Origin of the sequence: Limnohabitans sp. (assembly GCF_046052765.1) — a bacterium.
Taxonomy (GTDB): Bacteria; Pseudomonadota; Gammaproteobacteria; order Burkholderiales; family Burkholderiaceae_C; genus Limnohabitans.
The window spans coordinates 1-11,502 of sequence record NZ_JAVLFQ010000026.1 but is presented as its reverse complement, the minus strand read 5'-3'; the positions used below and the strand labels follow the sequence as shown (position 1 = coordinate 11,502).

At 56.2% G+C, this 11,502-nt stretch carries 14 protein-coding genes; 4 read left to right on the top strand and 10 right to left on the bottom strand.

All coding sequences use genetic code 11. The annotated features are described in order from the left end of the window. Positions 1-94: 94 nt before the first annotated feature. The 5 genes from rpsH to rplN are packed head-to-tail and all read right to left on the bottom strand — an operon-like array spanning position 95 to position 2,068. A complete protein-coding gene (rpsH, locus tag AC9UG7_RS02790; protein WP_509583857.1) occupies positions 95-490 on the bottom strand; it encodes a 30S ribosomal protein S8 in 396 nt (131 codons plus the stop codon). 20 nt (positions 491-510) lie between these two features. Then, the gene (gene rpsN / locus AC9UG7_RS02785) at positions 511-816 is read right to left on the bottom strand and encodes a 30S ribosomal protein S14 (protein WP_509583855.1); all 306 of its coding nucleotides are present in this window, start codon (positions 814-816) and stop codon (positions 511-513) included. An 8-nt stretch (positions 817-824) separates the two neighbouring features. Then, positions 825-1,364 (bottom strand): 50S ribosomal protein L5, encoded by a 540-nt coding sequence (gene rplE / locus AC9UG7_RS02780; protein ID WP_509583853.1) that lies wholly within the window; start codon positions 1,362-1,364, stop codon positions 825-827. A gap of 2 nt (positions 1,365-1,366) precedes the next feature. Further along, positions 1,367-1,687: a 50S ribosomal protein L24 gene (gene rplX / locus AC9UG7_RS02775; protein ID WP_509583851.1), complete on the bottom strand. Its 321-nt coding sequence runs from the start codon at positions 1,685-1,687 to the stop codon at positions 1,367-1,369. Between the two features lie 12 nt (positions 1,688-1,699). Next, a complete protein-coding gene (gene rplN / locus AC9UG7_RS02770; RefSeq protein ID WP_509583850.1) occupies positions 1,700-2,068 on the bottom strand; it encodes a 50S ribosomal protein L14 in 369 nt (122 codons plus the stop codon). 223 nt (positions 2,069-2,291) lie between these two features. On the opposite strand from rplN, the gene glpK reads away from it, so the two are divergent. The 3 genes from glpK to AC9UG7_RS02755 all read left to right on the top strand — a co-directional run bounded on the left by glpK (position 2,292) and on the right by AC9UG7_RS02755 (position 4,906). Continuing rightward, positions 2,292-3,773 (top strand): glycerol kinase GlpK, encoded by a 1,482-nt coding sequence (glpK, locus tag AC9UG7_RS02765; protein WP_509583848.1) that lies wholly within the window; start codon positions 2,292-2,294, stop codon positions 3,771-3,773. 44 nt (positions 3,774-3,817) lie between these two features. After that, positions 3,818-4,651, top strand: coding sequence for a pyrroline-5-carboxylate reductase (gene proC / locus AC9UG7_RS02760; protein WP_509583846.1), 834 nt, complete (start codon positions 3,818-3,820; stop codon positions 4,649-4,651). A gap of 72 nt (positions 4,652-4,723) precedes the next feature. Continuing rightward, the gene (locus tag AC9UG7_RS02755; protein ID WP_509583844.1) at positions 4,724-4,906 is read left to right on the top strand and encodes a hypothetical protein; all 183 of its coding nucleotides are present in this window, start codon (positions 4,724-4,726) and stop codon (positions 4,904-4,906) included. Positions 4,907-5,021: 115 nt separating this feature from the next. Here AC9UG7_RS02755 and ubiA read toward each other — a convergent pair whose 3' ends face one another. From ubiA to AC9UG7_RS02735, 4 genes are read right to left on the bottom strand one after another with little or no spacing between them, the layout of a single operon-like run. After that, a complete protein-coding gene (gene ubiA, locus AC9UG7_RS02750; RefSeq protein WP_509583842.1) occupies positions 5,022-5,903 on the bottom strand; it encodes a 4-hydroxybenzoate octaprenyltransferase in 882 nt (293 codons plus the stop codon). Continuing rightward, entirely contained in the window at positions 5,900-6,862 is a 963-nt protein-coding gene (locus tag AC9UG7_RS02745; RefSeq protein WP_509583840.1) for a hydrogen peroxide-inducible genes activator, read from the bottom strand. The genes ubiA and AC9UG7_RS02745 overlap by 4 nt, the downstream gene beginning before the upstream one ends. 7 nt (positions 6,863-6,869) lie before the next feature. Further along, positions 6,870-9,005 (bottom strand): ATP-dependent DNA helicase RecG, encoded by a 2,136-nt coding sequence (gene recG / locus AC9UG7_RS02740; protein WP_509583838.1) that lies wholly within the window; start codon positions 9,003-9,005, stop codon positions 6,870-6,872. Positions 9,006-9,033: 28 nt separating this feature from the next. Further along, positions 9,034-9,963, bottom strand: coding sequence for a delta(1)-pyrroline-2-carboxylate reductase family protein (locus AC9UG7_RS02735; protein ID WP_509583837.1), 930 nt, complete (start codon positions 9,961-9,963; stop codon positions 9,034-9,036). Positions 9,964-10,087: 124 nt separating this feature from the next. On the opposite strand from AC9UG7_RS02735, the gene queA reads away from it, so the two are divergent. Next, positions 10,088-11,194, top strand: coding sequence for a tRNA preQ1(34) S-adenosylmethionine ribosyltransferase-isomerase QueA (gene queA / locus AC9UG7_RS02730; protein ID WP_509583835.1), 1,107 nt, complete (start codon positions 10,088-10,090; stop codon positions 11,192-11,194). Here queA and AC9UG7_RS02725 read toward each other — a convergent pair. Beyond that, a partial coding sequence (locus AC9UG7_RS02725) for a PIN domain-containing protein (protein WP_509583833.1) occupies positions 11,184-11,502 on the bottom strand: 319 nt, incomplete at its 5' end. The two genes, queA and AC9UG7_RS02725, sit on opposite strands and share 11 nt — an antisense overlap.

Here is an 11,502-nt window from a genome sequence, read left to right as displayed (position 1 = left end):
TTTGATGCTGATGAGCTGTTCGTTGATGGCCACGTCCACACCCTTGGGCACGGCGACGGGCATTTTTCCGACTCGGGACATGCTGTTTTCTCCCTTAAGCCACGTAACAAAGAACTTCGCCACCCACGCCTGTGGCGCGGGCTTTGCGATCTGTCATCACGCCTTGAGGTGTGGTGACAATGGCCACGCCCAAACCGTTCATGACTTGGGGTATGGCGTTGTGGCCCTTGTAAACACGCAGACCTGGGCGAGAGACGCGCTCGATGCGCTCAATCACAGGACGACCTGCGTAGTATTTCAAGGCGATTTCCAACTCGGTTTTGCCCGCGTCTGTTTTGACGTGAAAGCCGTCGATGTAGCCCTCTTCCTTCAACACCTGGACGATAGCCAGCTTGACTTTGGAAGAAGGCACCGACACGGTCGGCTTGGCCACCATCTGCGCATTACGGATACGCGTCAGCAGGTCGGCAATGGGGTCACTCATGCTCATATTGAATATCTCCTGCTGTCTTACCAGCTGGCCTTGGTGATGCCAGGGATGTTGCCCGCAAAGGCCATTTCGCGAATCTTGGCGCGACCCAAACCAAATTGACGGAAAGTACCACGGGGACGACCGGTGATTTCACAACGGTTGCGCTGACGTGTGGGATTGGCGTTGCGGGGCAACTTTTGCAAACCCAAACGGGCCGTTGCACGCGCTTCATCGCTTTGCTTGGCATCGTTAGCCACAGCCTTCAATTCAGCGTATTTTTTTGCATACTTAGCGACCAGTTTGTCGCGCTTGAGTTCGCGTTCAATCAAAGCTACTTTAGCCACAGGGCACCTCAGTTCTTGAAGGGGAAACGGAAGGCGGCAAGAAGTGCTTTGCACTCATCGTCGGTCTTGGCCGTGGTGGTGATACTGATGTTCATGCCGCGCAGGGCATCAACCTTGTCGTACTCGATCTCGGGGAAGATGATTTGCTCTTTCACGCCGATGTTGTAGTTGCCGCGACCGTCAAACGCGCGACCAGAAATACCACGGAAGTCACGCACACGGGGCAATGCCACGGTGACAAAGCGGTCTAAAAATTCGTACATGCGCACACCGCGCAAAGTGACCATACAACCGATGGGCTGCTGTTCGCGAATTTTGAAACCGGCAATCGCTTTACGCGCCTTGGTCACGACTGGTTTTTGACCAGCGATTTTGCTCATGTCGCCGACCGCATGTTCCATGACTTTTTTGTCAGCCACGGCTTCTGACACACCCATGTTGAGAGTGATCTTGGTCAGACGCGGCACCTCCATCGGAGATTGGTAGCCGAATTTGGCGGTCAATTCAGGGACCACTTTTTCACGATAGTGTTGTTGGAGTCGTGCCATGTTTATGCAACCTTGATAACTTCACCGCTGGATTTGAAGACGCGAACCTTCGTACCATCGGAATTGATCTTGATGCCCACGCGATCGGCTTTGCCGGTGGTGGCGTTGTAAATGGCCACATTGGACTGGTGAATAGGCATGGTTTTATCAACGATGCCGCCAGTTGTGCCAGCCATGGGATTGGGCTTGGTGTGTTTTTTGACCAAATTGATGCCTTCGACCACGAGGTGCGAATCATCTTGGCGCAATGCGATGGTGCCGCGCTTGCCTTTGTCGCGACCCGTGATGACGATGACTTCATCGCCTTTACGTAATTTGTTCATGGTGTCAGGTCCTCAGAGAACTTCGGGGGCCAGGGAGACGATCTTCATGAATCGCTCGGTGCGCAATTCGCGCGTGACCGGTCCAAAGATGCGCGTGCCGATGGGCTCGAGTTTGGCGTTGAGTAGCACGGCCGCATTGCTGTCGAACTTGACCAACGAGCCGTCACTGCGACGAATACCTTTGGCAGTACGAACCACCACGGCACTGTAAATTTCGCCTTTTTTGACGCGGCCGCGAGGCGCAGCCTCTTTGATGCTTACTTTGATGATGTCGCCCACGCTGGCATAACGACGCTTAGATCCGCCAAGCACCTTGATGCATAAAACGGACTTTGCACCGGTGTTGTCGGCGACCTCTAATCTGGATTCTGTCTGGATCATTTCTGTTTCCCAACTTGTATCAAATTTGCACAACCCGTGAGAGCTGAGCCTGCTTGATCAGTCTTGGGCCCGTCATCTGCACTGCAAACCATTTGCTGTGCATTTGTTTGGGCGTGATTTCTCTGCTGTTTGAAAAGCAGAGCCCGCAATTATGGCATAGTTTGTATCGGGTTTGGAGAAAATTTTTAACAGGTGTTCCAACCTCTTGTATGAAAGAGTACTTATGTCGTATTTAATGGCCATGGATCAGGGGACATCCAGTTCGCGCAGCATCATCATGCGTACGGATGGATCGATTGTCTCTATGGCACAACAGCCATTGCATCAAATTTACCCGCAGCCGGGTTGGGTTGAGCACGACCCCGAGGAAATTTGGCAGTCTCAATTGAACACCGCTCGCCAAGCGATCTCGCAAGCCGGCATCAACGCTTCGTCCATCACTTCATTAGGCATCACCAACCAGCGCGAAACCACCGTGGTCTGGCGACGTGACAGCGGCCATCCGATCCATAACGCCATTGTCTGGCAGGACAGACGCACAGCGCCTGTCTGCCAAGTTCTGATAGAGCAAGGCGCAGCATCTTTGATCCAGCAGAAAACAGGGTTGCTGATTGACGCGTATTTCTCGGCCACCAAGTTGCAATGGATTTTGAACAACGTTGCGGGCGCACGCGCCATGGCGGAACGTGGCGAGCTGGCCTTTGGCACGGTCGACAGCTGGCTGATGTGGCAACTCAGTGGCGGCGCGGTCCATGCCACCGATGTGAGCAATGCGGCGCGCACCATGCTCTTCAACATACACACCAACCAATGGGATGACGAGTTGCTCCAACTGCTCGACATTCCTGCGTCTGTGTTGCCCCGGGTACAGCCTTCGGCCAGCGACTTCGGACTCACGCAATCCCAATGGTTGGGACATGCCTTGCCTATAGGCGGTGTGGCCGGTGACCAGCAAAGTGCGCTGTTCGGACAAGCTTGTTTCAGCGCCGGCCAAGCCAAAAACACCTACGGCACCGGCTGCTTCATGCTGATGCATACCGGCGATCATTTCCAAACCAGCCGCAACGGCTTGATCACCACCAGCGCGGCACAGGCCGACAGCACGCCCGCTTATGCCTTAGAGGGCAGTGTGTTCATAGGCGGGGCTGTGGTGCAATGGTTGCGCGACGGCTTGCGTGCTTTTGACCACAGCGCCGATGTGCAACAACTCGCCGAAACCGTCCCAGATGCGGGTGGCGTTGTCTTGGTTCCTGCCTTCACCGGCTTAGGCGCTCCTTATTGGCAAGCCGATGCGCGCGGCACCATGGTCGGTTTGTCGCGCGGCACCACCATGGCGCATATTGCGCGCGCAGCGCTCGAAAGTATCGCGTTTCAAAGCACCGCCTTGTTGCAAGCCATGAACCGCGACGCAAAGCAAGCAGTGACAGAGCTGCGGGTCGATGGCGGCGCTTGCGTGAACGATTTGCTGATGCAGTTCCAAGCCGATTTGCTGGGCATCCCAGTGTTGCGCCCGCAAGTGATTGAAACCACAGCGCTGGGTGCGGCGTACTTGGCTGGCTTGACTGCCGGGATCTACCAAAGCCCACAAGAAATCGCGCAACATTGGCGGGTCGAGCGGCAATTTGAGCCCCGCATCTCACGCGACGAGGCGGACCACAAAATGGCCGCGTGGGACCGCGCCGTGCGGCAAACAATAGCGCATTGATTGACAATCAGCGTGGGTACGTTCTGACACAACAGGTTTTCAACATGACCGATTCTTTTTCTTCTCTCTTGCCTATGACGTTCATTGGCGGGGGCAACATGGCGCAGGCCTTGATCACCGGCTGGCTCAAGCAAGGCATCCCTGCCACACACATCCATGTGGTGGAACCAGTGGATGCAACGCGCGCCTATTTAGAAAAGCACATGGGTCTGCAATGCCATGCGCAAGCGGGGGCAGCGCTGACACACTCGCAGTTGGTGGTCTGGGCCATCAAGCCGCAAGTTTTCAAACAAGTGGCTAACTCTTTGACAGGCATGTTTGCACAGGCCTTGCACTTGAGTGTGGCGGCCGGTGTGCGCAGCGACAGTATCTGCCGCTGGCTGGATTCACCATGCGTGGTCAGAGCCATGCCCAATACCCCCGCGTTGGTGGGTCTGGGTCAAACCGGATTGTTTGCCACGCCCCCTGTCAGCGCATTGCAAAGAGAACAAGTACAGGCATTGATGCAGGCGGTTGGTGAAACGATTTGGGTCGACGACGAAGCCTTGTTGGATGCGGTAACGGCCTTGTCTGGCTCGGGTCCTGCTTATGTTTTCTTCTTTATTGAGGCCATGGCCAAGGCCGGGATCAGCATGGGTTTATCCGCGGCGCAAGCGCACCAACTGGCTGTCGGCACGTTTGTGGGCGCATCTGAGTTGGCGCGTAGCAGCCATGAAAAGCCCGAGGTATTGCGCGAGCGTGTCACTTCAAAAGGCGGAACCACCTTCGCCGCCATCACCCGCATGCAAGATGACAAGCTAGACCTTGCGATTTCCAAGGCGATGGCGGCGGCCCAACAACGCGCCATTGAGATGGGCCACTTATTTGATCAAGAATAATCCTCTTTTCACGCCTGATTTTTTAATGTAACAATCCATACTTCTGTACACACCTCGACAAGGCCATCAACCATGAAAACTCTTTTGATTACTCTTTCTGCCGTGCTTGCCTGCTTGTCCGCACCTGCACACGCAACCCAAACAGTCTCCGGCTTCACGCACGCAGGTGCCGTGTCGGCTGCTTCTTTCGATGCTGATCACCTGATCATGGCCAAGAAAAAAGGCAAAAAGAAATCACACAAGAAAGCAAAATAATTGGCTGGCTTGATCCGTCAACAAAAAAGCCACCTTAGTGTGGCTTTTTCTTTGTCTGTCAATCAATGAAATAGCCGAAGGTGCGAATGGCTGATACACCGCAGCGTCGGATGGGTCAGTTTTGCAAATGCAGTCCCCAGGCAATGCCTGCAAAAACAGTCGCCCCCAACCAGTGGTTCAGTCTGAATGCGCGAAAACAAGCATCGCGTTCGCGTTTGTAAATCATGCCGAAATGCCACAAGGCCTGCACGCCGCCGATCTCAATCGAAAACCAATGTGGCCAACCCAAATTCAGCGGTTTGAGCAACAAAAGCATCCCCAGCAAATACACGGCATAAAACCCCATGACCGCCGCCACGTCATAGGTGCCAAGCGTGATCGCTGAGGTTTTCATGCCTATGTGCAGATCATCGTCGCGGTCCACCATGGCGTACTCGGTGTCATACGCCAACACCCAAAACATATTGATCACCAACAAGCCCCAGGCCAGCGGCGGCACTGCCTGCCACACACCCATAGGCGTGAGCGGACCACCGTTGACGGCCGCAAACGCCATCGGGATACCGAAACTGAAAGCAATGCCTAGCACCGCTTGCGGCATCGCAACATAGCGTTTGGCAAAGGGATAAGCCAAGGTAACGGCCAAAGCGGCGAACGACCACACCACGGCCACCGCATTGGTGGTCAGCACCAAACCGAAAGCGCACAGCGCCAGCACTGCACCCGCGCTCAAGGCCAGACGCACAGACAAAGCGCCAGAGGTGACCGGACGGTTGGCGGTGCGTTTGACATGCTTGTCGAACTCGCGGTCGGCCACATCGTTGACACAGCAACCGGCGCTGCGCATCAACACGGTGCCCAGCACAAACACAGTCAACAAATGCCAGCCGGGAAATCCGCCGGCAGCCAACCACAAGCCACTCAAACTCGGCCACAACAGCAGCAACCAACCCGCGGGACGGTTCCAGCGAATCAGGTCCAGATACAGCTTGATCATGACAAGCGGGTCACGCCAGGCAACTCGCTGGCGACAATCGCATTGCGCAATGCCGCGATGGCTTCGTAGCGCGTGAAACTTCTTCGCCAAGCCAGCACCACGCGCCGCGTGGGCGGGGCGTCCTTGCCCTCCACAATCGGCAAGTAACGCACATAAGTGTCGAGCGATTTTTTGCGTTTGGCGGAGACGACCAGTGCCTCTTTAGGCACACTCAAACGCGGCACCACGGTCACGCCCATGCCTGCGGCCACCATGTGTTTGATGGTTTCCAGCGAAGACCCTTCAAAGCTTTTGCGTATGCCTTCGGTGTCATTGGAAAAGCGCGCGAACTCGGGACAGACTTCCAGCACATGGTCACGAAAGCAATGTCCATTACCCAGCAACAACATGGTTTCGGCTTTGAGTTCGGTTGCACTGATGGACTCGCGCCCTGCAAGCGGATGGTTGCTGGGCAGCGCCGCCATGAAGGGCTCGTCGTACAAAGCAGCGATGGCCAGACCGGCATCGGGAAACGGCTCGGCCATGATGGCGCAATCTATTTCACCGGTGCGCAGCATTTCCAGCAGCTTGACAGTGAAGTTTTCTTGCAGCATCAGCGGCATTTGCGGCGACATGTCTATGCTGTGGCGCACCAGTTCGGGCAACAAGTAGGGTGCAATGGTGTAGATCACCCCCAGACGCAGCGGACCAGCCAGTGGGTCTTTGCCGCGTTTGGCTATCTCTTTGATATTGGACGCCTGCTCCAGCACGCTTTGCGCTTGCCGGATGATGTCTTCGCCCAAGGGGGTGACCGCGACTTCATTGGCACTGCGCTCAAACAATTTGACTTGTAATTCCTCTTCCAGATTTTTGATGCCGACCGACAAGGTCGGTTGCGACACAAAGCAAGCGTCGGCGGCGCGGCCGAAATGTTTTTCACGAGCGACTGCCACAATGTATTTGAGTTCTGTCAGGGTCATGGTGATTTCAGGCTTTGAGGAAATCGGATTTTCCACCTAACCAACGTTCCACGTGCCGCGCCCCATTTTGCGGGTGTTTGTCCAACATCAGGGGCGCGAGCTGTTGCGCCCACTGCAACAGTTCGCCGTCCACTGCCAAATCAGCAAACCGCAACATGGCCGCCCCGCTTTGGCGCGAACCTAAAAATTCACCCGGTCCGCGAATCTCCAAATCCCGTCTGGCAATTTCAAACCCATCGCCGGTGTCAGCCATGGCCCGCAAGCGGGCCCGCGCCGTCTCACTGAGCCGCCCGTGTTCACCCAGCGAATACAACAGCACGCAAGCTGACGCGGCCGCACCGCGCCCAACCCGCCCGCGTAACTGGTGCAACTGGCTCAGGCCGAAACGCTCGGCATGCTCTATCACCATCAGAGATGCATTCGGCACATCGACACCCACCTCGATCACCGTGGTGCTGACCAGCACGCCCATTTGCCCCTGCACAAACAATGACATGACGGCTTTTTTTTCGGCCTGCGGCATGCGCGAATGCAACAAACCCACCATGACGCCGGGCAAGGCGTTGCACAAATCCTCGTGGGTATCGGTGGCATTACGCAAATCCAGCGCTTCACTTTCCTCGATCAACGGACATACCCAATAAATCTGTCTGCCCTCTTGTAATTGGGCGCGAATGCGATCGATGATTTCATCGCGCCTTGTTTCGGCCACCAACTTGGTGACGATGGGTGTGCGCCCGGGCGGTAATTCGTCAATGGTGGACACGTCCAGATCGGCGTAATAGCTCATCGCCAATGTGCGCGGAATCGGCGTCGCGCTCATCATGAGCAAATGCGGCTCTTGCGGCGCGCCCGCGCTGTGTTCGCCATAGGTTTCTACATCCGACAACTTTTGCCGCAGCGCCAAACGTTGCGCCACGCCAAAGCGGTGTTGCTCATCGATGATGGCCAAACCCAATGCTTTGAAATGCACTTTGTCCTGAATGACGGCGTGTGTGCCGACCACCAAGGCCGCTTCGCCGCTGGCCACTAACGCCAGCATGGCGTCGCGCTCCTTTTTTTTCTGGCTGCCGGTCAACCATGCCACTTGCAAGCCCAGCGGTTGCAACACGGGCGCCAGCCAACCTATCAGTTTGGTGAAATGTTGCTCGGCGAGGATTTCGGTCGGTGCCATCAACGCGCATTGCCAACCCGCGTCAATGCATTGGGCGGCGGCCAACGCAGCCACCACGGTTTTGCCCGAACCCACATCGCCTTGCAACAAACGGTGCATGGGCACGGCACGTGCTACGTCGTTGGCGATTTCATTGACCACCCGGGTTTGTGCACCTGTCAACTTGAAAGGCAAAACAGCGTGCAACTGTGCCAGCACGCCTTGGTCTTTGGTGCCAAGGGCAAGCACCGGCGCATTCAACAACTGCCGCTCACGCTTGGCCTGTAATTGCGACAGTTGTTGCGCCAGCAACTCCTCGGCTTTCAGGCGTTGCCAAGCAGGGTGGCTGCGGTCTTCGAGTTCAGCCAAAGAGACATCGGGCGACGGGTGATGCAAAAACTGCAAACTCTCGCGCAAGCCCCAACTGTGCGGTGGCAGATGACCCGGCGGAATGGTTTCGTTGAATGCATCGCTTTGCAAGGCGCGCGCCAAACCGCCCAGCACGGCTTTGCGCAAATACGCTTGCGGTAGTTCGGCGGTGCTGGGGTAGATCGGCGTGAGTGCGCCCGCCAATGGTGCTCCCGCTGGCTGTACCGTCGGGTGCATCATGGTGTAGCCCATGAAACCACCGCGCAATTCGCCGCGCAATCGCACTTTGCGTCCGACCTCCAAGGCCTTTTGCATATTCGGGTAGAAATTGAAAAAACGCAGTGTGCACATATCTGTCCCGTCGCTCACCACCGCTTGCAATTGGCGGCGCGGTTTGAACACCACCTGACAGCTTTGCACCACGGCTTCAAATTGCAAAGTGTCACCGTCCCGCGCTGAGCTGAGTTTGCCCAAGCGGGTTTCGTCTTCGTAACGCATCGGCAAATGCAAAGCCATGTCGACCGGGCGCAGCAAGCCCATTTTGCGCAAGGCTTTTTGCGGCACGGACAGCGGCTTGCGCTCGGTGTTGGTGTTGGTGTTGGAAGTTGTATCGACGGACATGTGTGGGCGATTGTGCCTGCTCCATGGCTTAAGACTGGCGCGGCGTTCCCTGTAAAGCACAGCGGGCTGCCGCCAAATCCCAACCTGCCCAGCCGCAACTTTTGAAAAACACCGGGCCTGCTTTGACAGTCTTTTTGTACGCGTGTTGAACCACGTCTTGCAAACTGGCAAAACACGGTACTTCCAAACCGGCTTGCAATAAATCACCGGCCTCGTGGTCGGCATCGCGCGTATCGACGACGATGCGTCCGTGCTGCGCCATGTGCTGACACACTTCGGGCGACCACTCGACCATGCGCGGACTGAACGCGCCCACGGCGCACACGAAGGCATCGTCTCTGGGGCGCGCCCGCATGGCGATGTGCTTTGCGCTGGTGGCAGTGACGACCAGACTGCATTCAGCCAGTGCTTCATCCGCGTTATCCACCACTTGCGCTTGCAGGCCTAGGTTGATCGCGTGTTGCACCAATGCGTTTGCGCTGGCTTGGCTGCGCGAAGCCACCCTCACTTCTTTCACGCCCAGGCCTTGTGCAAACGCTTCCAAATGCGCGCGGCCTTGCACACCGGCGCCAATGATCAGCAACTTGCCATTAGGGTTTGGCGCCAGCAGTTGCGCGGCCAGCAAAGACACCGCAGCGGTGCGACGCGCCGTCACCGTCGGTCCATCCAACACGCACAAACGTTTGCCATTGATGGCATCAAAAACCACCACATCGCCCTGAATCGCAGGCAGTTGACGCGAGGCATTGTCAGCGACAAAGGTGATCAGCTTGGTGATGGCGAATTGCTTGTCAGAAGCGGGCATGACAAACAAACTGCCGCCGTTGAACAAGGGCTGCACCAAGCGTGGCGGCACTTTCACCGAAGCATCTAGCAATAAAGCTTTGATGCAATCGACCAAATGCAAATAGGGCAGCGCGGCGGCGGTTTGATCGGTGTTGAATATCATCAGGATCATTCTGACATGCAGGTTCAGACATGCTTTCTCATCCGCTTGATTCACTTGATCTCGCCAAAATGTTTACTGCCACAATCTGCCCTCTGATTCACTCTTGGAACGGGCCCGTCCGGCCCTCAAGCACATGCCCTCTTCTTCTGTTCGCCAGTTCACACTCAGCGATTTCGATTTCCAACTTCCCCCCGAGCTGATTGCCCAGCACCCCACTGCTGAGCGCAGTGCTTCGCGGTTGCTTGACGCGCGTGACCCGTTGCAACCTGAGGACCGCATTTTTCATGAGTTGCCAAGTTTGTTAAACGCTGGAGACTTGCTGGTGTTCAACGATACACAAGTGGTGAACGCGCGATTGTTCGGTGAAAAAGCCAGCGGCGGGCAACTCGAGTTATTGGTTGAACGTGTGCTGGCCGATGAACCCGGCCAAGCGCCCAACCGCGTGGTCGCGCACATGAAAGTCAGCAAAAAACCCTTGCCCGGCGCGCGCCTCATGATGTGGGACCGCAGTGGTAGGCGGCATGCATTTGAAGCCACGCTGCTCGGGCGCTGGCCGGATGAAAACGGGGCTTTGTTTTTGCTGTCGTTCAGCGACGAGCCACATCATTTGATGGCAGCCCATGGCCATATGCCACTGCCGCCTTACATAGAGCGCACGCAAAAATCTGCGACTGACGAGCACCAGCAAGCAGACAGTCAACGCTACCAAACCGTGTTTGCCAAACACCCGGGTGCGGCAGCTGCGCCCACCGCAGCTCTGCATTTTGATGAAGCGGTGTTACAAGCGCTTCAAGCGAGCGGCGTGCACATTGCCAGCGTCACGCTGCACGTAGGTGCAGGCACGTTTTCGCCGGTGAAAACAGAAAACCTCAGCGAACACCGCATGCACAGCGAGTGGTACCGCATCCCAACAGTTACGTTGCAAGCCATTGCGGACTGCCGCGCGCGCGGCGGGCGTGTGGTGGCGGTGGGCACGACCAGTGTGCGCACTTTAGAGTCGTGGGCGCAAAACGGCCACACCGAGGGCGATACGCGCATCTTCATCACCCCGGGTTTTGCGTTTCAAGTGGTGGATGTGTTGATCACCAATTTCCATTTGCCTAAATCGACGCTGTTGATGCTTGTCGCAGCGTTCAGCGGGTTCGCGCATATGCACCGTGTGTATGCGCATGCGATTGAACAGAAATACCGGTTTTTCAGTTATGGGGATGCCATGCTGTTGACGAAATTCAGGCCTTAGGAAAATACTTCACGCCCATTAAGCCCTGATAGTCTGCATCCTGCGTCCATAAAACGGCTTTGTACTCGAGAGCCATTGCGTACATGGCGGCATCCGCCATGGCCAAGCCGTGTTTCAGCGACAACTCAGATGCCGCAATGGCGCGTTGGTCGTTGAGTTCAATCACGGAAGGGCGCTGCATCACCTCCAAACACATGTCACGCAATTCAACTGTCAGTTTGCGAGATAACACCCGGTGCACTTCGTACAAATTGATGCTGGTAACCAGCAAACAGGCCTCGTTTTCGATGATGGGTTTGAAGATGGGG